19 protein-coding genes and 1 tRNA gene are annotated in these 22,180 nt (G+C 40.3%); 2 read left to right on the plus strand and 18 right to left on the minus strand.

Translation table 11 applies throughout. The annotated features are described in order from the left end of the window. Positions 1–211: 211 nt before the first annotated feature. The 5 genes from PVK79_RS22310 to PVK79_RS22330 form a co-directional block, all read right to left on the minus strand. Complete coding sequence (locus tag PVK79_RS22310; RefSeq protein ID WP_257324846.1) at positions 212–1,138, minus strand: Wzz/FepE/Etk N-terminal domain-containing protein; 927 nt, start codon at positions 1,136–1,138, stop codon at positions 212–214. 45 nt (positions 1,139–1,183) lie between these two features. Next, the gene (locus PVK79_RS22315) at positions 1,184–2,260 is read right to left on the minus strand and encodes an undecaprenyl-phosphate alpha-N-acetylglucosaminyl 1-phosphate transferase (protein WP_257324848.1); all 1,077 of its coding nucleotides are present in this window, start codon (positions 2,258–2,260) and stop codon (positions 1,184–1,186) included. 20 nt (positions 2,261–2,280) lie between these two features. Then, a complete protein-coding gene (locus tag PVK79_RS22320) occupies positions 2,281–4,956 on the minus strand; it encodes an SLBB domain-containing protein (protein ID WP_257324849.1) in 2,676 nt (891 codons plus the stop codon). 121 nt (positions 4,957–5,077) lie between these two features. Beyond that, positions 5,078–5,854: a DUF481 domain-containing protein gene (locus PVK79_RS22325; RefSeq protein ID WP_145236566.1), complete on the minus strand. Its 777-nt coding sequence runs from the start codon at positions 5,852–5,854 to the stop codon at positions 5,078–5,080. A gap of 32 nt (positions 5,855–5,886) precedes the next feature. Beyond that, on the minus strand, positions 5,887–6,705 hold the full coding sequence (locus PVK79_RS22330; protein WP_182735661.1) for a mechanosensitive ion channel family protein: 819 nt from the start codon (positions 6,703–6,705) through the stop codon (positions 5,887–5,889). Between the two features lie 282 nt (positions 6,706–6,987). Between PVK79_RS22330 and PVK79_RS22335 the strand changes: the two genes are divergently transcribed. Further along, positions 6,988–7,063 (plus strand) — tRNA-His (locus tag PVK79_RS22335). Between the two features lie 648 nt (positions 7,064–7,711). Here PVK79_RS22335 and nagP read toward each other — a convergent pair. The 12 genes from nagP to trmJ all read right to left on the minus strand — a co-directional run bounded on the left by nagP (position 7,712) and on the right by trmJ (position 20,202). Next, a complete protein-coding gene (nagP, locus tag PVK79_RS22340) occupies positions 7,712–9,007 on the minus strand; it encodes an N-acetylglucosamine MFS transporter NagP (protein ID WP_145236559.1) in 1,296 nt (431 codons plus the stop codon). Positions 9,008–9,263: 256 nt separating this feature from the next. Next, complete coding sequence (locus tag PVK79_RS22345; protein WP_257324854.1) at positions 9,264–11,912, minus strand: family 20 glycosylhydrolase; 2,649 nt, start codon at positions 11,910–11,912, stop codon at positions 9,264–9,266. Between the two features lie 68 nt (positions 11,913–11,980). Beyond that, on the minus strand, positions 11,981–12,199 hold the full coding sequence (locus PVK79_RS22350; RefSeq protein ID WP_274803986.1) for a hypothetical protein: 219 nt from the start codon (positions 12,197–12,199) through the stop codon (positions 11,981–11,983). 81 nt (positions 12,200–12,280) lie between these two features. Then, positions 12,281–13,708 carry an NAD-dependent succinate-semialdehyde dehydrogenase gene (locus tag PVK79_RS22355; RefSeq protein ID WP_182735782.1) on the minus strand — a complete coding sequence of 476 codons (1,428 nt, stop codon included), beginning with the start codon at positions 13,706–13,708 and terminating at the stop codon, positions 12,281–12,283. 131 nt (positions 13,709–13,839) lie between these two features. Then, positions 13,840–14,178, minus strand: coding sequence for an ISC system 2Fe-2S type ferredoxin (gene fdx, locus PVK79_RS22360; RefSeq protein ID WP_145236547.1), 339 nt, complete (start codon positions 14,176–14,178; stop codon positions 13,840–13,842). An 11-nt stretch (positions 14,179–14,189) separates the two neighbouring features. Next, positions 14,190–16,052 carry a Fe-S protein assembly chaperone HscA gene (gene hscA / locus PVK79_RS22365; protein WP_145236544.1) on the minus strand — a complete coding sequence of 621 codons (1,863 nt, stop codon included), beginning with the start codon at positions 16,050–16,052 and terminating at the stop codon, positions 14,190–14,192. Between the two features lie 51 nt (positions 16,053–16,103). Continuing rightward, positions 16,104–16,631, minus strand: a complete 528-nt coding sequence (hscB, locus tag PVK79_RS22370) for a co-chaperone HscB (protein WP_149980539.1) — start codon at positions 16,629–16,631, stop codon at positions 16,104–16,106. Between the two features lie 92 nt (positions 16,632–16,723). Further along, on the minus strand, positions 16,724–17,047 hold the full coding sequence (gene iscA, locus PVK79_RS22375) for an iron-sulfur cluster assembly protein IscA (RefSeq protein WP_145236536.1): 324 nt from the start codon (positions 17,045–17,047) through the stop codon (positions 16,724–16,726). Positions 17,048–17,057: 10 nt separating this feature from the next. Further along, positions 17,058–17,441: a Fe-S cluster assembly scaffold IscU gene (iscU, locus tag PVK79_RS22380; protein ID WP_145236533.1), complete on the minus strand. Its 384-nt coding sequence runs from the start codon at positions 17,439–17,441 to the stop codon at positions 17,058–17,060. 40 nt (positions 17,442–17,481) lie between these two features. After that, on the minus strand, positions 17,482–18,699 hold the full coding sequence (locus PVK79_RS22385) for an IscS subfamily cysteine desulfurase (protein ID WP_145236530.1): 1,218 nt from the start codon (positions 18,697–18,699) through the stop codon (positions 17,482–17,484). A 23-nt stretch (positions 18,700–18,722) separates the two neighbouring features. After that, positions 18,723–19,214, minus strand: coding sequence for a Fe-S cluster assembly transcriptional regulator IscR (gene iscR, locus PVK79_RS22390; protein ID WP_145236527.1), 492 nt, complete (start codon positions 19,212–19,214; stop codon positions 18,723–18,725). Between the two features lie 265 nt (positions 19,215–19,479). After that, positions 19,480–20,202, minus strand: a complete 723-nt coding sequence (trmJ, locus tag PVK79_RS22395; protein WP_182735783.1) for a tRNA (cytosine(32)/uridine(32)-2'-O)-methyltransferase TrmJ — start codon at positions 20,200–20,202, stop codon at positions 19,480–19,482. A 290-nt stretch (positions 20,203–20,492) separates the two neighbouring features. Between trmJ and suhB the strand changes: the two genes are divergently transcribed. Next, on the plus strand, positions 20,493–21,296 hold the full coding sequence (gene suhB, locus PVK79_RS22400; RefSeq protein WP_145236520.1) for an inositol-1-monophosphatase: 804 nt from the start codon (positions 20,493–20,495) through the stop codon (positions 21,294–21,296). A 36-nt stretch (positions 21,297–21,332) separates the two neighbouring features. Here suhB and PVK79_RS22405 read toward each other — a convergent pair whose 3' ends face one another. Beyond that, positions 21,333–22,160 carry a substrate-binding periplasmic protein gene (locus PVK79_RS22405; RefSeq protein ID WP_257324870.1) on the minus strand — a complete coding sequence of 276 codons (828 nt, stop codon included), beginning with the start codon at positions 22,158–22,160 and terminating at the stop codon, positions 21,333–21,335. Between the last annotated feature and the right edge of the window lie 20 nt (positions 22,161–22,180).

Consider the following 22,180-nt stretch of genomic DNA (forward strand, 5'->3'; position numbering starts at 1 on the left):
TGCAGCTTGCTGCTCTTCACCTAGAGTGATATTGATATCAAAACCCGATACATCATATTTTTTAGAGAACCCCGCGGCTAAAAGAAAGTCGACATACCAAAGCTCTATTATATCTAATTTTGATAACTTTAATAAACGTCGCGTCGAAATCTTCAGTATCTTTATTGTGAAGGTTTATTACTAGAGGCATCAACAATGGAAACTTATTTTTTCACTTTTTTAAATTAAACCTAATAATTAAAAATAGCACCATAAAAACAAGCCCTATTATCATACCTAATATACAAATTAATGCTCTCCTTGGTTTGTATTTAACCTCAGGTACTAAAGCAGGATCTATAGTTTGAAACACATACTCTTCACGAACCTGTGCAAGCATTATTGTTTTAGCTTGCTCTTCAATTAGTCCATAAAGAACCCCGCGTATTTCTGTAATTTGAGTTTGATTAAGCTGCTCATTTAAGTACTTAATGCTCCTATTTGCTTCCAACAAATCTCTTCTTTTGATATTTTCATTAATATCTTCTACAAGCCACTCAACCCAATTCTTCGCAATATATGGAGACAGATGTTCAACACTTAGGATAAACGTTCCAACGACCAAACCTTCTTTTATCGCAACAATATTCTTAAATACTTCATATGCCTCTTGAGTTGAGGGTGTTGCTTGAAAAGGTTTATCAACAACTCTTAACCACCGGTCTGAAACATGATTATATATATCAGAGTTATAGCTGACTTGGTTAGTTTCGAGATCCCAACTTTCTGCAGCCATTAGATCTGGTAAAATATTTCTTTTTTGGATAAATTCGTTGACAAATTGTTTAGATTCAAGAATTGCTATGGCCAATTCTGTTTTATCTAATTGATTTCCAGTGCCTAAATTTATGCCAGCTATACTTGCTAACCCGCCAAGTTGTCCAGACAGTCCTGAAAGCCCTGAGGATCCTTTATCTGCGTCAGAGGGGGCAAGTAAAGCAACAGCTCTATATATATTAGGCTGTTGAAAAGCAAAGTAAGCAGCTCCACCAAAACCTAAAATGGCAGAGATAGCCAGCAGCAAAAATTTTGATAATATGTACCTAATTAGCTTATCGAGAAAAAAGCTGTCTCCAGTTTCATGTGAACCTAAATTCATTAGTACTCCTCTATTTAAAAAATGGTCACTCTACTCTAACCAAGTTTATTTCGATGGCTGTGGAATCCGTGCTCGCAGCCATTTACAAAACTTCCATGAATGAAGAACCATTATGCTATAGGCTAAGCATAAAGAGCCAAAAGCAAGCAAAATCATAATATCAGGTGCATTTATGAATTCTAAAATCAAACCAAATGCAGCACTCAAAAGCGAAAAAGAAACCAAAATTAACAACGTTAGTTTTGGTGTCAAACCCCCTCTCATGAAAATATGATGAATATGATCCCGATCTGCCACAAAAGGGGATTTACGCTTCTTCAAGCGACGAATTATAATCGCTACCATATCTATAATAGGTAAGGCCACGAAGAACAAAACTGTCACAGGCCTCACAATAGGTTGAGTACCTTGAGTGGACTCTACAGTTAACCAAACAATGGACAGCCCCATAAACATGGAACCGGCATCCCCCATAAATATTTTTTTATTCCCTACTGGTTTAAAACCCAAGTTAGCCATAAGGAAGGGAATTAAGCATGCAACAAAAACTAGACATGTGATAAGTATGAAATCATTCCCAATCTGGATAGCTTGTAAGCCAAGTGCAATGAAGAAAATTGTAGAAACTAGCCCCAATAAACCATCTATCCCATCTATCATATTAAAAGCATTAATAACTGCCAAAACAGCCAAAACAGTAAAAGGAATCCCAAATGAATGCAACTCAATATGAAAGCCAAGTGAAAACAAATCACCTAAATGAAAAAAGTGTTTTTCTAGACCTGCTATCAAAATTAATGAAACTAAGCTTTGTCCAATTAAACGAGAGCGCACAGTCAAGTCATACTTATCATCTAGCACACCTATGAAAACAATAATAGCAGTGGCGATTAAAAGCAAATTCCGGCTAACCGAGTTTTCTAGAAAATATAACATCATAATAGCTGATGATAAATAAACGACCATACCGCCAACAACAGGGATATTTCCATTATGTGCTTTTCGCTCACAAGGAGTGTCAATTAAACCTAGAGGTTCTGCCAATTTGTGAAATAAAAACACTAAAAATCCTGATGTTATGATTCCAACTAACAAAACACTAATATAATAAAATGTCGTCATTATATATTCATCTTCCTAAGCTAAATACTGCTAATTGCAGCAACTGCTACACCAAGTTGATAAATGATTTGTGTGGCTGTGCTCCACAGTGTCAGGTTATCCATATAACCAGAATTGAGTGGAACTACGATTGTGTCACCAGCCTCTAGCATTTGTGAATCATTGACAGCAAACCAACTTCCTGAATTTGGAATTTTCACTGAGCCGTTGGCTTTGATAATATAGATACGCTCATCATCAGCGCGCTCTTTTAAACCACCACTAAGGGCGATGTAATCATTATATGAAATACCCGGTTTAAATAAGTGAGATGTGGCATAGTTTACTTCGCCTATTACACTGATAGAGTCTCGCTTACTTGGCACATATAAGGTATCGCCATCTTGCAGAACCAGCTTTTGTTTATCTTCAACGATTAAAGGAAGATCAATAACGAGTCGCCCTACCGCTTCTATATCTGCTAAATCGATAAGTAACTTGTTCATCTCATCGTACGATAACGTTCTGGCGCCTTTCTCAAAGCTTTTTTGTGCAAGATCACGACGTAACTCTTCTGATAACTTAGTTAATTGCTGCTGCTCTTGTTTACGAATCGACTCGCGTGTGAAAATCGCAGCCTTTTCTTCAGCAAACTCTGAGAACCCACCTGCGCGCTCTAGTAGGTTAGTCAATGTTTCACCACGACGAATTGTATAAGTTCCAGGGAATTTAACTTCACCTTTTAACTCAACTTTTACATTTTCTTGCCAGTTAGGGATTGAGAATACATTTAAACTATCTTTACTTCGCAGTTTTCGGTTATCACCAAGTTCCCCTAGCATAGCTTTATGTAAATTAAACTTTATGTGCTCGACTTTAGAAGCATCACCAGCTAATAACCGGGTAATTTCAGCTTGCTCTGTATAAGCAGATTCAAGTAACCCACCTGCGGCTATAATTAGTTCGTTAACTTCAGCGCCTACTGTTAATGGATATACACCTGGGTAAGCAACGTGACCATTTATTTCAATTAACTGCATGGCTTGAGTTACTGAAGCTTGCTGTTTTAATTTAGCTTTGATTGGTTTTAATATGTTGTAGCGACTAAAGATTGAATAATCTTCAGGCGCAAGCTCAGCAGCCTCTTCAGCCGCTTTTCTTTGCTTGGCCAATTGAGCAATAGTTAAATTGGCGCCATCATCAGGCTTTTTGAAAGGATCTTCACTTTGAATAACCCCTATGTATTTTTCGAATTCTTTCTTTTGATACTTATGCCACTGCTCAACTTTGATTTGTTGTTGCTGCTGCTTTTCGGTCAGTGCCATATTTGTTAGCGCTAACTCTTCAGCTTCTTTTGCTTCAAAGCGGCTAAAAACTAATAACTTGTCATTTGCTTGCAACTCTAAATCGTGTTCAGCTGCTTTTACAATCGCTTGCGCAATATCAAATTGATACACCTCAATATCGCCTGCAATATTGATTTCACGCACTAACAAAGCATAACTAAGGTCAGCTTGTGGTAACAAATCACCACGAACAGACGTAAATACATCGGAAATACGCTTACCTTGATGCCATTGATAACTTCCTGGGCGAGCTACTGCACCAATAACGGTAATTGAGTTTTGAATCTGTAAACTTACCGGATTAAAACGGATTCTGTCGCCATCTTGCGGAATATAGTTGATATCGTTAACACTAAAATCGACTGATAAAATTTCTTTCGCATTGTAATTATTAAAGCGCTCGATAATTGCTTTTTGTGCATACGCTTCTGCCTTTAAGCCACCGGCCATTTTCAATATATCTTGGGCAGTTTCATTATTTTTTATTTCAAATATTGCAGGACGTTTAACCAGCCCTTCAACAGTAACTTGGGCCCCTACGGGTGGAACAAAAACCACATCGCCTGATTTTAAAGTGATATCGTTTCTACTATCACCTTTAATTAGTAATTCATACAGATCAAAGTTTGCAATGACTTTACCAGCACGTTTTACTTGAATATTACGTAAGGATGCAATGTCTGATACACCACCACTAATAAAAAGAGCATGCGACACTGTGGTCAACGACGATACGCTATAACTACCCGGCTTATATGCTTCACCTAACACTAAAATACGCATACTGCGCAATTGACCTAAAGATACAAACGCTTTTACGCCTATAATTTCTTGTTCAACTTTAGCTTTAATAAGTTCTTTTATTTCACCAAATGTAAGCCCAGCAACGGTGACAGGGCTTAAGTTAGGTATATTAATTCGGCCTTCACGATCCACTACAACTTCGTAGCTTTCACTTTCTTTACCATAAAAGTTAATTTTTAATTGATCACCGCGGCCAATTAAATATGTTTCTGGTACAGCCGCATTTTCACTTGGCATGAAGGTCGTAGGCTCACCAGAGAATAACTCGTAACCAAAAGGCTTGATTTCACCTCTTTGTGGATCAAAGCGTTCTTCGTCTGTTAAAACAGGCTCTTCTTGTTCTTGACGCGGATAAACAGTTTGTTGTTCTTCTGCTGCTGCGCTAGGTGATGATTGATTACCAGTGATACTTGTTAGATCAACACCATATTGCATAGCAAGTGCTTCTTGCTGCGCTTTCGGTAGCTTTTTAAATTGTTCAATTTGCGATGCAGTAGGAGTGAAAGCAAATGCAGACGCAGTCGTTAGCAGTAAAAAAAATATTAAAAATCGTTTAAAAAGCATCACAAGTAGGTTTTTCCTAGAACAACGGCCAAAAGATTGGCTATTCTACATTATTTACAAACAAATAAAAAAGGGACTTACGTCCCTTTATTACAGTTAAATGTCACTAAACGAGGCTAAATTGTTAAAAACTGTAAACCAATGTCAGCGACGTTTCTGTGTCTGTGCTTTCTTTGTCGTCAGCAACAACTGAGTTGTTAGTAATGTTATAAGCAACCTTCATTTGTAATGAACCGTTGATTTTAGCTAAAAGCGCTGTTTCTGAGCGTGTTTTAGTGTTGGTATCACCGTATTCGACTGAAACTAACTGAGTAAGCTTTGCGTTATCAGAAATTTGCCAATTATAATCAAGCTTACCTAGAGCGATAACCTCACCTTCACGCTCACCCGCTAAAGAGTTACCATTTTCATCAACTTCGGTACTCGTATCAGGGTACTGAAAGTACTTATAACCAGGACCAATTTCAGCATTTAACCACATGTCAGAGCGGTCTAATAAACGTTGACCATAACCCGCTGAAATAACCGACTCGCTGCGATAAGCACCAAAGTAATCAGAAACGTGTGAACCATAGACATATAAATGCGCATGCTCTTCATTTAACTTATAGTTACCTTGTACTGATAACGAGTATTTTTCGTTAGTACGTTGCGTTTCTTTTATACCAGCATCATTCTCAACGTCGTCTTCTTTATAAAGACCGTTAATTTTATACTCGTTGTTCCAGCTTTCTAAGTTATGTAACGCCTTGATGCCGCCTTTAAGTGTGGTTGTTTCTGTATTACCGCTGGTAATAATTGCACCTAGCTCACTGGTAACTTCCCATGTTTTAGTATCTTCAGCGAATGCGTTAGTTGCAGCAGATGCTGCAACTAAAATTGATAAAAGCTTTAATTTCATTAAAAAATAACCTTTGCTACTTGTTTGGTTGATTAATCTTGCTTGTGAAAGTGAACATCCATTTGTGGAAATGGAATAGTAATATCAGCTTCATCTAATGAGATTTTGATATTTTCCATCAAATCGAAATATGTTGGCCAGTAATCGCCAGAGTTAACCCACGGGCGCACAACAAAGTTTACACTCGAATCTGCAAGCTCAGATACTGCGACTGTGTATGCTGGATCTTTTAAAATACGAGACTCTTTATCTAACACTGATTTAAGTACTTGTTTTGCTTTACGTAAATCAGCATCGTAGCCTACACCAATGACTAAATCGATACGACGAGTACTCTCACGAGAGAAGTTAACAATTGGGCTAGACATAATTGCCGAGTTAGGCATGATGATTACTTTGTTATCTGGAGTACGAAATTCTGTAGAGAAGATCTCGATTTTTTTAACTGTTCCAGCTTTACCGCCAGCTTCAACATAGTCACCTGATTTAAATGGGCGGAGTAAAATAATAAGTACGCCAGATGCGAAGTTAGATAGTGAACCTTGAAGTGCTAAGCCAACAGCTAAGCCTGCAGCACCTAAAATAGCTATAAATGAAGTGGTCTCTATGCCAATTTGTGACAACGCCATTAAGATTGTCGCCATAAATACGATGGCATAAACAATGCTTGATACGAAAGAACCTACAGCCTTGTCTACTTTCTTTTTGTCGAATGCTTTTTCAGTTAGGTTAGAGCAAAATTTTGCAACACGACCACCCAATAGAAAGATCACCAATGCGATTACAGCTTGAATGCCATAATGCAAAATCAAACCTGAGTTTTCGTTTATCCAGTTAAGTATTGTATCCATTATCACTCCTGATATTCAGTATTAAGCAATTTGCTGGTTAAATTATATCTGATTTCAATTTATTATTTCATTAATTAATCTATTTATCTTTAAAAGAAATTCTTTAGGATTAATTTTATTTAGCCCTATCAGATAAAAAAGTGATTTAAAAACTCATCACAAGGCCATTTTATGAACAAAAATATTCAATTCTAAATTTTTTTCATTTTTTTTGCTCTTAACCCTTCACAAGATTTATTATTTTATGTATTATCCGCGCCACACCAAACAAGGTGTGTTGTGGCGGTTGTAGCTCAGTTGGTAGAGCCCCGGATTGTGATTCCGGTTGTCGCGGGTTCAAGCCCCGTCAATCGCCCCATATTTTCTCTTCTTAATTTCAATATCAAATACATTTCTTTAAATTAAATCCTATTTATTAATTCATATTAAGCACAAGCCAAAAATAATGGCTGAATCCGGTTCCTACAAGAAACATACACATGCATTACTCGTAGGTGAGCGCTTTAGCGCCAATTAGCTGTAGCATATAACCTAAGCCTAAGCACAATCACGGCTGAAGCCTATTCCTACAAGGAACATACAATACACACATGACCTCGTAGGAGAGCGCTTTAGCGCCGATTGGTTGTTGCATATAACCTAAGCCTAAACATAATCACGGCTGAAGCCTGTTCCTATAGGAGAGCGCTTTAGCGCCGATTAGCTGTTGTATATAACCTCAGCTTAAACACAATCACGGCTGAAGCCTGTTCCTACAAGAAATATACACACATGCACCATCCCGTAAGAGAGCGCTTTAGCGCCGATTAGCGTACCCTCGCTAACTTTACTCTCGCCAGCTCGCAAACTGCTTTCTTGCAGACAAAAAAATGCCACCTTTCGGTGGCATTACACACGGGATTATTTCTACATTATAGAAATTCTTTTCAAAAATAAGGTTCTAGGTGCTACAAGGTTTGTAATAGCTCGATTCTTGTCAAACTTTTCCTAGCACCTACGAAGTTATCTATTTCCAGCTTTTCATCTTGTGCCCTTTAACAGCATAGAAAAGGATGAATAAATAACAAGGTAACATTACGATATAAGCGCCCTGCTGAGCCTCGGCAGAATCCACACCACCGCTTGCTAGACCCCAAAATAGTGGTCCAAACGCACCACCGGCGATACCCATTACAAGCAGACCAGAACCAACACTGGTTAATTTACCTAACCCAGACAACGCTAACGGCCATACCGCAGGCCATACAATAGCATTCGCAAATCCTAACACAGCTATCATCAATAGTGTATCTGGTAATTGTACCTCTAAACCAAGCGCTGTTGCGACAACCACTGAACTAGTATCGCTAAATACCACGGCAAGGGTTAGTACGCAGCCTAAAATAGCAGACAAACTCAATGCAGTTTGCTGCGAAATAACACGTGGTATAAGTGCAATACCTAAGATATAACCCAGCACCATACAAGCCATCGTATAAGAGGTCATGACACTATATTTTTCAACACCTAGCGATAACGCAAAAGTACCAATGGTATCGCCTGCAATCACCTCCACGGCTACATAAACGAACAAAGCAAGCACACCTAGTGCAAGACTTGGATGGGAAAGCGCCTCTTTTACTTGCCCTTTAGCACCTTGCTCCTCATCATCAACAAGCTCTGGTAATGGCATCTTTGTCACGGCAAATGCCAGTGCACCAATAAATAGCGCTAACCCTAAATAAGGGTAAATTAAACTATTCGCCATTGAATCAATTTCAGCTTGTGATAAATCTTTACCAACGAGGCCAGTAAAATCACTTAAAATTAATGCTGTAAAAACGATTGGCGCAATCACGCCTGCGCCTTTATTTAATATCCCCATGATACTAACACGTGCAGCAGCTGACTCTTCAGGCCCAATCCTAACAACATACGGATTTACTGCTGTTTGTAACAAGGTTTGACCAGCCCCCATAACCAACTGCGCAAATAAAAACAAAGCAAACACTTGAGTTTTTGCAGCTGGAATAAATAACAAACCTGCCACCATCATGGTTGCCATACCGAGTGCCATACCATTTTTATAACCAACTTTACGAATGATCATTGCCGATGGCACTGCAGTAAAAGTAACAGCTATATAAAACGAGAATAAAATCAGTGACGCTTGAAATGGACTAAGCTGTAATACTTGTTTTAAGTATGGCATTAGTGAACCGTTCAACCAGGTTGCAAAACCTAGGATGAAGAATAAAGTGGCAACAATGGCCATGGGTATAAAGTTACTTTGTTTGTTTATTTTTGACACAGTGGCTTCCATAAAACTTCTTCTTGTTGCGAGCTATCGTTGTAATTATTTATTGCAATTAAGTTCAAAAAAACTTAAATCGACGATTAGCGTTGCTGTACTTTATAACACTTTGGCGACATTTAAATTACAATGTCGAAACAAAAATGACAGCGCTGCCATAAAACTTTACGTTAATTACAGCCATATTACTAGTAACAATTTATTTTACAACGGCACAAAAAAGGGCCTTTATGGCCCTTTCAAAACGTAATTAGTTACTAATATATTAATTTATATGAGTAATTCTGCTCTTCAGTTTACTATTTAAGCTACTACGTAATGCCACAGACTGCTGTTCAGAAACACTGATCGGAGCTGTATATTGCTGCCAACTCGCGCCATTATCTAAACTATACTCGGTATTTAAATATGCAAATGGCGTATTAATCTCAAGCTTACCATTGTTGATCACACCTCCAGGTACAGGTAAATTCAAAGTTACACCTGCATTTGCCAACTTTGTAAGCTCTTTCAAACCAACTGCAGCAGAAAATTGCGCCCAGTCTTTTTCTTGGCTTTTACGATCAACCTGCTCGCCTTCCCATGGTGCTTTATGCCATGCACGCTCAGCAACAGACAGAATTCGCGGGAATATCATTGCCAATACTTGATCTTCGGTTCGAATAGTTTCAGACCAAACTTGTCCTTGCATACCTAAGATGTTTTCTGGCTTTTCTAATTTTGGTAGTGGACGACCAACTAGAGCTTCAAGGTTATCTATCGGCTCCCGTGTTCGGGTGTAATCGGCATTGGCATACACATCGTCTGGCATATAATTAAATGCTTTTTTAGTATCGGTATAGCGAGTTGCCCAATAATATCCACGTTCTTCTGGGTGAGCTTCATAAGGATGGTCAAAGTATAAGTGTGTACCATGCGATAATATAACTTGATAACCTGCATTGGCAAGGCGGTAAGCTCTGTCTGCAACACCCCACTCCCAAATATTGTCCCAGACGTTTGCTGTAAAGGTTTTATTTGGAAATTCATCGCGCTTAAACGGGTTAGTGCGGTCATACATTAAACCATCTTCCCATGCACCTGGCGAAATACCGCGCTTTTCAAGTAACTTGGCCACACGTTGTGTAAAGTAAGGTTTTAGATCTGCGGCACCGGCAACCCCATTATTGGGGTCGGCAAACATTGCTTGGCATATTGGCGAGCCAACCCATGAACCGGCACCCACTTCATCGCCACCAAAGTGTAAGTTAGTCAATTGCACACCGGCTTCGCGGTACATTTGTTGTAATTCGTAGGTAACCTTATCTAAAAAAGCATAGGTTGAATCCATGCATACGTTCATCGAGTTATCTTTGTAGTTTTGCACCGTCATATATACCGAGGTGTCTTTTGGATCGCTCAATAAATATTGTGTCGCTGCACTAATATCGACTTGCTGCGTTTCTTTTCCTGCATTCTTTTTATTAATAAGGTTATTTTTAGCTGTTTTTTGAGCTTCATCAGCAAGCTTATGATAACGCGCTTCCATTGCTTTGATTGATGCTCGAGCATGCCCCGGCCCTTCAATTTCAGGAATGATTTGAATATGGCGGTCTTTAGCAAATGTTAGTAATTCAATAAACTCGCTACGGGTTAAGTAACCATTACCTGAGCCCGATTTAAATGGCCCGGTTCCTAGCTGTGTTAACAGACATTCTTTTTCTTCAAGGTCAAAACAGCGATAACCACCAATATCAGTTAGCTCTGGTAATCCTGGAATTTCTAAGCGCCAACCTTCATCTTCTGAAAAGTGCCAATGTAGTTTATTCATTTTATAACGCGCCATTTGCTCAACCAATTTGAACATAGCGTCTTTGCCGTGGTAATTGCGGCCATTATCATAGTGCATGCCACGCCAGGTATAACGAGGGCTGTCTTCAATCTCAAGTTGTGGAATGTCTACAGTACCTTGGCTATTTGCCGGGAGTAGATTAAGTAAGCTCTGCATGGCATAGAAGACACCGGCATTATCACTCCCAACAATTTCAATACGATCGTCATCTATTTCAAGAGTGTAACTTTCTGATTTACCACCGGCCAACTGTGGATTTACTTTTAAGCTGATCAGTTTTTCTTTTGCTAGTTTGATGTGATCTGGCTGGGCTTTTAAGGTCAGGCCATAGTCATCTTGCAAATCTTGCATAAACACCATGACTTCGTTCTTTAACTGACCTTGGAAAGTGATCTGCCAGCTGCTATCAAGTGTTGCAGTACCGCGATTAAACTCTACTTTTTGTGGCTTTGGAATGATCCGCTTTAATGCGTCTTGTTGCGATACTTGACTTGTCGTTTGTTGATTACGCTCAAAACGCACTTTTGGGGTGACTAATACCGTTAAATCTTTTGGCTCGTTATAACGACGCAGTTGATTTTCACGCTCGAACGGTGCAACAAACTGGGTTATATCTTCGCTGTCAGTATTTGCAAAAATAGCCGGTTTATTATCACCAGAGACAAAAAAAGCACGTGGCATAAAATCAGAATAAGCAACCACCCAAACTTGAGCGTCAAACTCAAGTACTAAGCTTTTACCTGAAGCTAAACCTGTAAAGTTTTTAGTTGGGGTAATGCGATGTAAATCACCATTTACGTGTTCAATATTTAAACCCGCAACTAGCTCAGTACTGATCTTACGAACTGAGTGAATATACAACTGCCAGTCACTTTCACCTGCAGGAAGTGCAACATCAGATTGGTTGTTTAGTGTAATAGTTCCTAAAAAACCAGCGTCTTTATTATGAAAGTTATCTACCACAGCAAATGTCAGAGTGGTCTCTTTGGCAAAGTTATTCACATCAGTTTGCGAAAACTGCGCCTGTGCCATTAATGGCATTATCGCGATCAAACTCGCTAAAGTTCGCTTTTTAAAATCCATTGCTCTCTCCTCGTTGTATACCCTAAGACTACGCATTTCCCCCCACGTAATCTGTTATTTATTATTATTTATTCACCACCATCATATAAAAGATAAAATGACAGCGCTATCATTAATTGAAAAAATAGGGAATAAGCGGTAAGCGGTAAGCGGTAAGCGGTAAGCGGTAAGCGGTAAGCGGTAAGCGGTAAGCGGTAAGCGGTAAGCGGTAAGCGGTAAGCGGTAAGCGGTAAGCGGTAAGCGGTAAGCGGTAAGCGGTAAGCGGTAAGCGGTAAGCGGTAAGCCAAAAATTTGAGCGTTGCAAATTATTATGTCAACACTTAAAAAGCACTCGGACAGCTCAAAACTTATAGCTTACCGCTCTAAAGCTAAATTTTCATACACACATATTTTTCTTCGAGGTACTCGTCGAGCCCTTGGTGGCCACCTTCGCGACCAAGACCTGACTGCTTAACCCCACCGAACGGTGCGACGGGGTTTGATATTAACCCTTCGTTAATACCTACCATGCCGTACTCTAACGCTTCGCTCACTCGGTATATTTGTTTCAAATCTTGGCTATAAAAATAAGCAGCTAAACCATAAGGCACATCGTTGGCCAGTGCTAAAACTTCAGGCTCTTCATCAAATACAATGATACTCACCACCGGGCCAAAAACTTCTTGATGGTAAATGTCCATCTCCGCAGTTACCCCATTTAAAATAAGCGGTGCTTGATAGTTACCACCAAGCTCAACATTATCACCTATTTGTACCGCACCTTTTGCTTTGGCATCTGCAACCAACTCTTGTACTTTTTGCTTCGCTTTAGGATAAATCAACGGCCCTATATCTGTTGCGTCATCAAGCCCATTACCGACTTTCAGTGCTGTAACTTTTTTAGCTAATTTATCGACAACTTGATCAAGCACGCTGCGCTGTACAAAAATACGGTTGGCCGCGACGCAAGTTTGCCCGCCATTTCTAAATTTTGCCCCCATAAGTCCCGTTACCGCTTCATCCAAATCGGCATTATCAAAAATAATAAACGGCGCGTTACCACCAAGTTCCATTGAAGTACGCTTAATAGTAGGGGCACATTGTGCAAGTAATTGCTTACCTACGCCCGTTGAACCGGTAAAAGTGAACTTACGAACAAGTTCAGATTCAGTTAGTAACTCACCCACCATTTTAGCGTTTTCAGAGAGCAATACATTAAAAGCGCCTTTTTCAAAACCGGCTTGGTCAGCCAAATAAGCTAATGCTAAAGCACATAAAGGTGTATGTTCCGAAGGTTTTAGTACAAAGCTACACCCAGCGGCATAGGCTGGTGCAACTTTACGGGTAACCATAGCAATTGGGAAATTCCAAGGAGTTATGCCTGCAACCACGCCAATAGGCTGTTTAAAACTAGTTAAACGATGATTGTCATCAGTGGCGGGGATCACATCACCATAGCTACGTTTGGCTTGCTCTGCGAACCACTTAATAAACCCAGCCCCATATTCAACTTCACCAAGGGCTTCTTTTAATGGTTTACCTTGCTCTTTAGTCATTAATTCAGCAAGAGTTTGTTTATGTTGCATAACCAGTTCAAACCAACGCATTAATACATTACTACGCGTTGTGGCATTGGTGGCTTTGAGTTTAATAAATGCGCCGTGAGCGGCGTTGATGGCTTTATGAACCCCATCATCATCGATATCACTTACCATGATGATGCTTTGCTGTGTAGCGGGATCATCAACACTAAAGTGTTTTTCAGTGGAGTAAAACTCACCGTTAATAAATGAATCAGTAAATATAAGATGTGACATAGAAATCCCTCCGGTGTGTAGCTATGAGCCTTAAGCTGTAAGTTGTAAGCTAAAACAAAAACACCGCGTTCAAATTGAGCGCGGTGTTTTCTTTAAAGCTTAAGGCTTACAACTTATAGCTGCGCTTTAAATCAATGCTCTTCATTAACGATATTGAGATTGTACTTCGGTATTTCAACTATTAAGTCTTCATCACGGATTATTGCTTGGCAACCTAGGCGTGATTCAGGCTCTAAACCCCATGCTTTATCTAGCATGTCGTCTTCAAGCTCGTCACTTTCATCAAGTGAGTCAAAACCTTCACGAATAACTAAATGACAAGTGGTACACGCACATGACTTTTCACAAGCATGTGGAATACTGATACCGTTTTTAAGTGCAACATTAAGAACTGTTTCACCACTTGGTGCATCAATTGCAGCGCCGTCAGGACATAATTCCGGATGGGGAAGAAAAATAATTTGTGGCATTCTAACCTCTTTTAAACGTTGTCTACTGACTGCCCTTGCAGTGCTTTTTTGATCGATGCATCCATTCTTAACTCAGCAAATTTACTGCTGGCGTTATCAACTTTCTCAATGGCTGCTTTTATTTGATTTGGCTCGGTAGCTGTCTCACGAACTGTAACTAGCTTCGCTATTTCAGCGTTCAAGTTAGTTAATTCATGTTCAGCAAGTAAAGCACTGTCTGTTGCTAATGATGCATAAAGTGCTTCGATAACACGCAATGCTTCAACTTGTTGCTCTTTGAGCATACGCGCTTGCATATCATCTTTGGCATTAGTCATCGACTCTTTAAGCATATTAGCTACTTGGTCATCTGACAAACCAAACGATGGTTTAACCTGGATTTCAGCTTGTACGCCAGTTGATTTTTCCATTGCAGATACGCTAAGTAAGCCATCGGCATCGACTTTAAAGGTCACACGAATATGCGCCGCACCGGCTGCCATTGGTGGAATACCTTTTAAGCTAAATTTAGCCAATGAACGGCAATCATCAACTAGCTCTCGTTCACCTTGCAATACATGCAGAGACATTGCAGTTTGACCATCTTTAAAAGTGGTAAACTCTTGTGCTCGTGCTACAGGTATAGTGGTATTACGCGGAATAATCTTTTCCACTAAGCCGCCCATAGTCTCAAGGCCAAGCGACAGTGGTAATACATCAAGTAACAACATGTCTGAATCAGGCTTGTTGCCCACTAACACATCCGCTTGTAATGCTGCACCAAGTGCAACGACACGGTCCGGATCAATAGAGGTAAGCGGCTCTTTATTAAAAAACTCAGCGACTTGGTTACGTACGATGGGCATTCGGGTTGAACCGCCGACCATAACTACTTGCAGTACTTCGTCGTTTGTAATACCAGCATCTTTAACTGCACGGCGACACGAACGGAGTGTTTTTTTCACCAGCACCATGGCTAGTTCTTCAAACTTTTCGCGAGTGACTTCAACCGTGTATTTTTCATCATCAAACTCAAGACCAACATTCACTTTAGCATATTGGCTTAGTGCTTCTTTACAAGCTTTAGCTTTATTAATAAATAAGCGTAATACTGATGGAGATAGCGTCATCACACCGGTTTCACGTTTAAAATGATCCACTAATAATGAGTCAAAATCATCACCACCTAGGCTTGAATCACCACCGGTTGCCAGTACTTCAAATACACCTTGGTTTAAACGCAAGATTGAAATATCAAAGGTACCGCCGCCTAAATCATAAACTGCGATAATGCCTTCTTGGCCTGAATCTAAACCATAAGCAACCGCGGCTGCAGTTGGCTCGTTTAATAAACGCAGTACATTAATACCAGCAAGCTCTGCAGCATCTTTGGTGCTTTGGCGCTGTGCATCATCAAAATAAGCAGGTACTGTGATCACGGCCCCTAAAATATCTTGCCCTGCAAAGCTTTCTTCGGCGCGTTGCTTTAATGCTTTTAAAATATCGCTTGATGCGGTGATTGGGCTGATGTTGCCAGCCGCGGTGGTAATCGCTAATGCACCATCATGCTGACAAAAATCATACGGTAATTGGCCGTAGCTTTGCTCTATTTCAGCTTGAGTTTTACCTAAAAAACGTTTAACTGAAATTAAAGTATTTACAGGATCTTGTGTTGCAGCTTGAGCGGCAAGTTCGCCTACTGTTATACCATCAGCGGCGTAACGTACAACAGACGGTAACATGGCTGCGCCATTAACATCGGTTAATGTACGGGCTTCGCCACTTTGTACTGTCGCAACAAGTGAGTTGGTAGTACCAAGGTCAATACCAATTGCTAACTTATGTTCATGTGGTGCCGCGCTCTGCCCCGGCTCAGCAATCTGCAATAATGCCATAATGATCTTTAACTCTTGTTTGACTTACCAATGGTGCAGTAAGTTAGATAATTAATCGTCGAATAAACTGTCTTCAATACGCTCTAATTCATCTCGTAATTTATACACGAACTTTAATTTTCGAATGCTATCAGCAGCTAACTGCCATTGCTGCTCGTCATTACTTGCCAATTGCTCAGCAAGTTGCGCACTGTATTGGCTGTCTAGTTGTTTTATTTGCTTCTCGAACTGAGCAATCGCTGTGTCTGGATCATCGCTTGTGCTTAGCTCTTCAAGCTCTTCACGTAATTCCATTTGCTGCATTAAAAAGAGTGGATCTTGTAGTGTTTGCTGCTCGGCACGAATATCAACACCCAATTCACTCAGCATGTATTCTGCGCGTTTTACCGGATGCTTTAAAATTTGTAAGGCATCATTAATTTCTGCGGTATTTTGTACGGCTAATAACTTATCACGGCTGCTGGCATTGGCATGGCGATCTGGGTGAACAGCACGCTGGAGTTCGAGGTAATTCTTAGTTACTTTTGCCAAATCTACATTGTAATCAACGGGTATCGCAAACAATTCAAAATAGCGCATAATTCCAACCATGCCAACAATCTATTGGCTTAAAATTCAGATAGAACAAAGCCCTACAGGTGCAGGGCTTAAGAGTACAATCACTTTATTGTTTATACTGTGAAACTTTCGCCACAACCACACTCATCAGCTTGATTTGGGTTAATAAATTTAAACCCTTCGTTCAAACCTTCTTTAGTGTAATCAAGCTCGGTGCCATCAATATAAACTAAGCTTTTAGCGTCGACGATTACTTTAACCCCTTTAGATTCAAATACTTCGTCGCCTTCAGATAACTCGTCAACAAACTCAAGAACATATGCAAGACCTGAACAGCCCGTCGTTTTAATGCCTACGCGCAGGCCTAAGCCTTTTCCGCGATTTGCTAAAAATGATTCTACGCGGTTTACTGCCGCTTCTGTCAATGTCACTGCCATGATTTATCTCTTACTTCGCTTGTTTACTTTTGTAATCTGCAATTGCTGCTTGAATTGCATCTTCAGCTAAAATTGAACAGTGAATTTTCACTGGAGGCAATTCAAGCTCAGCACTGATATCAGTGTTTTTGATCATTGCAGCTTCATCTAATGTCTTGCCTTTAACCCACTCTGTTACAAGTGACGATGAAGCAATTGCGCTACCACAACCGTATGTTTTGAATTTAGCATCTTCAATTATGCCTGCAGCTGATACTTTAATTTGCAGCTTCATTACGTCACCACATGCTGGTGCGCCAACCATACCCGTTGCTACTGATGGATCATTTTTGTCTAATACACCTACGTTACGTGGGTTTTCAACATGATCGATTACTTTATCACTATACGCCATAATTCTATCCTCATTACCTGCTAGTGGATGTGCTCGTCAATTAATGATGAGCCCATTCAACTGAATCTAAATCAACACCCTCTTGATGCATTTCCCAAAGAGGAGACATCTCACGTAAGCGACCGATAGAGTTTTTCATTAAATTGACGGTATAATCAATCTCTTCTTCGGTGGTAAAACGACCAATACTAAAACGAATTGAGCTGTGTGCTAATTCATCGTTGCGGCCAAGCGCACGTAATACATAAGAAGGCTCTAAACTTGCTGAAGTACAGGCAGAACCTGATGATACAGCAATATCTTTAACAGCCATCAATAACGACTCACCTTCAACAAAGTTAAAGCTGATGTTAATTATTCCTGGTACTGATTGGTCCGGTGTACCGTTAAAGTACACTTCATCCATATCAGCCATAATGCCATCAATTAAACGCTTACGAAGCGCGCTGATGTGAGCATGATCTTTTTCGAAATCTTGTTTAGCAACTCTAAATGCAGCACCCATACCAACTAACTGGTGAGTCGCTAGTGTACCAGAGCGCATTCCACGTTCATGACCGCCACCGTGCATTTGAGCTTCTAAGCGAGCACGAGGCTTACGGCGAACATATAAAGCACCGATACCTTTCGGGCCATATACTTTGTGCGCTGAGAATGACATAAAATCAACTTTAAGCTGTTGCACGTCGATTAAAACTTTACCGGCACTTTGTGCAGCATCAACGTGGAACATGATTTTACGTTCGCGACACATTTCGCCAATAGTCGCGATATCTTGAATTACACCTAGCTCGTTGTTTACATGCATAATGCTCACTAATACTGTGTCATCGCGCATTGTGTCGGCTAATTTTTGTAAATCAAGTAGGCCGTTTTCTTCAACGTCCATATAGGTTACTTCAAACCCTTGACGCTCTAGCTCACGACAGGTGTCGATCACTGCTTTATGCTCAGTTTTAGCGGTAATAACGTGCTTACCTTTCTTTTTATAAAACTGTGCTGCGCCTTTAATTGCAAGGTTGTTTGATTCTGTCGCACCCGAAGTGAAAACGATTTCACGTGGGTCTGCGTTAATTAAATCTGCGATATCAGTACGAGCTTGATCAATCGCTTCTTCAGCTTGCCAACCAAAACGGTGTGAACGTGATGCAGGGTTACCAAAATTGCCATCCATTGTCAGGCATTGCATCATTTCTTTTGCTACACGCTCGTCAACTGGCGTGGTTGCTGCGTAATCTAAATAAATCGGTAACTTCATTTCTTTCTCCGCTGGACGCCAACTTATAGTTGGCAGCTTACTTGAATATTTTCCAATTGCTTGAGTGCATTATTAACGCTGTTATCTTGGCGAGATGAAACTTCCTTCACATCTGACTTTTCCACCAATTCAGCAAGGGTAATACCGTTTAAAAAGTCTTCTATTCTGGTACTTAGATCAGACCATAAGGTGTGAGTTAAACACCGCATTCCGCTTTGACAGCCGCCTGTTGCACCATGGCATCGGGTTGCGTCTATTGATTCATCAACGGCGTTGATCACATCACCAACCGAAATTGCATGCGTTTCTCGACCGAGTAAATAACCACCACCAGGTCCGCGCACAGAGCTGACTAAACCACTTTTACGTAACCGGGCAAATAACTGCTCTAGATACGACAAAGAAATTTCTTGTCGTTCTGAAATATCGGCAAGGGGAACTGGCCCTACATTTGTATGTAGCGCAACATCCAGCATCGCTGTGACGGCATACCTGCCTTTTGATGTTAACTTCATGGAGCCCCCGCACTAAAGAGTGCAAATTTTAATTACCAGAGTAAAATAGTCAAGTATTATATTAGAGGCTATCAGCTATCAGCTATCAGCTATCAGCTATCAGCTATCAGCTATCAGCTATCAGCTATCAGCTATCAGCTATCAGCTATCAGCTATCAGCTATCAGCTATCAGCTAAACCTCAATACCCGACTGTTTTAGTCAAGTACTGTGTTCATTGTAATTACCTGAGTAATTTAGTCAAGTATTAGTCTTATAACTTTCGCTTATTTAGTAGACTTATTTATTGAGGTTAAAATACCGCGCAAAATATTTAGCTCTGCATCTTCTGGGCGTGCGCGGTTAAATAAACGACGTAACTTAGTCATTACCATGCCCGGATGCTGCTTAATAATAAAGCCTGTTTCCAGTAAGGTTTGTTCTAAGTGTTCGTAAAATAACTCGGTTTGTTTTGAACTTGGATACACAGCATCATCTACTTGCGTGGCTTTTGGTTGCTGATTTAAAAACGCCATACGTGTTTCGTAACACAAGGTCTGCACAGCCATTGCTAAATTAAGCGAGCTGTATTCAGGATTAGCAGGAATACACACATGGTAGTTACATAGTTGTAGTTCTTCATTACTTAAGCCGCTGTTTTCGCGACCAAAAACTAATGCCACAGGACCAGTAACAGCTTCAGCAACTAGCTTCTCACCACACTCACGTGGTTCCACCATCGGCCACGATAAAGTACGTGAACGGGCGCTAGTACCAATAGTTAGAGCACAACCTGCAATCGCTTCAGCAACTGTGTCAACTATTACCGCATTACCTAGCACATCAGTTGCACCGGCTGCTAATGCGCTGGCGTGGCTATCAACTTCACACGCTGGATCAACTAAATACAGTTTTGATAAGCCCATGGTTTTCATCGCGCGCGCCGCTGAGCCGATGTTACCTGAATGCGAGGTGTTTACTAAAACAATGCGGATGTCATCTAAGATCATTACTGTTTAACTCATACCAAAAAATTGCGCGAATTATAACATAGAGAAAAGCTGTAAGCAGCAAAGATTCTAGGTTCTAGGTTCTAGGTAATAAATATGGGAAGTTTTATGTATCAACGATCAATGCTGGCTTTTGTCTTGTAATTTTTACCTTGCAACTCAAGCCAGTACAAAAAACAAGCAAAAATTTTTGGGGTTTATTGTTTACTTTGTGCCAAAAATCGCTAGAATACGCCGGCTGAAATATATAGAAATATATACACGTTCTTTTACAACCCAAAGGTAATACCATGCATCCAATGTTAAACATTGCGGTTCGCGCTGCGCGTAACGCAGGCAAAATTTTACTTCGCGCTGGCGAAGATTTATCAAAAGTTGAAGTGCAACAAAAAGGCACTAATGATTTAGTAACGAATATTGATAAAGAAGCCGAAGCCGTAATTCGCGACACTATTTTACAATCTTACCCTACTCACTCTATTGTTGGTGAAGAGCTAGGTGAGCACGTAGGTAAAGATGCAGATTACCAATGGATTGTTGATCCTATTGATGGCACTACAAACTTCATCAAAGGCATCCCTCATTACGCGGTTTCTATCGCACTTAAAGTTAAAGGTCGTCTAGACCAAGCTGTTATCTACGATCCAATTCGTGGCGAGCTTTTCACCGCTTCTCGTGGTCAAGGCGCACAGCTAAATAGCAAACGTCTTCGTGTAAGTAAAACTACCGTTCTTTCTGGTACTGTTCTTGCCACTGGTTTCCCATTCAAAAACAAACACCATATGGATGCGTATACTGAAGCATTCAAAGCATTGTTTGTTCACACTGCTGATATTCGCCGTGCCGGTTGTTCTGCACTAGACATGGCATACGTGGCAGCTGGCCGTGTTGATGGTTTCTTTGAAATTGGTTTGAAACCATGGAACTCAGCTGCAGGTGAACTAATGGTTAAAGAAGCTGGCGGTATGGTTGTAGATTTTGCCGGTGGTAATAATTACGCTCACAGCGGTAATATTATCTGTGGCGCACCAAAATTAACACAAGCGATGATCCGTGAAATTCGCCCAGTATTAACTGAAGCGTTACTTCGCTAATAGCGAGTTATACTAAAAGGAGCCTAGGCTCCTTTTTTAATGATTAAAATAAGGGTTCTCTAATTTGATCTCAACAGTGTTTTGCGGATCAAATGGCAAGGCATTTAAATCATCGCCAAAATACTGGTTAAATAGCTCATCAAAACTACCGTTCTTTTGCATAATAGCTAAGCCATCGCTGAGCGTTTTTGCCAGTTCTGGCTTGTGTTTGGCCACAAAGTAATAAAAAGCACTCGGGTAGCTAATATATAAATTTGGCACAATAACCAGCGCTTGTTTATTAACTTCTTTTAACTCTGAGCTTACTTCTATGAAGGAGCGAGGAAAGTAATCAACTCGTCCGGTCAAAACGATATTAAACATCGCTTGATAATTTGCAAACGGTCGCACCGATAAATCATTATATGCCAATATTTTGGTATCGGGCCAGTCATGCCCTTGAATTGCAGTAAACCCTTTTAGTTGCTCTTTGCTCTTGATATCAGCAAAGCGATTAAGAAACAACTGCCTAGTTACTAAGGCTCGCTTACCAATATAACCTTTAAATAACGGCACTTTTATCGGTATTGCTAAGGTTTCGCGTTCGGGGCTGGTCATACTCCAATATAGGTCAACGCTATTATCGGCAAGGGCTATGAGCGCTCGCTGTTGGTGAGGGTGTACCACGACAGATTCTAACTGGGCTGAATAATTAGCAGCATCAAGCGCACGTTGCAGTAACTCTTTTAAGTATGCATCTCGTTTATATAATGTTCGAGGTTCTTGAGCGATTGTGACCGTTTCTTTTGCTGCAGTTTTAGCACTGTATACGGTACTAACAATAAGTACCGAGAGCGAGATGAGTGAAAAGAAATACCTAGTCATATTTATTATTTTCTAGTGTT

It is taken from the genome of Pseudoalteromonas rhizosphaerae, assembly GCF_028885455.1.
Classification (GTDB): Bacteria; Pseudomonadota; Gammaproteobacteria; order Enterobacterales; family Alteromonadaceae; genus Pseudoalteromonas; species Pseudoalteromonas rhizosphaerae.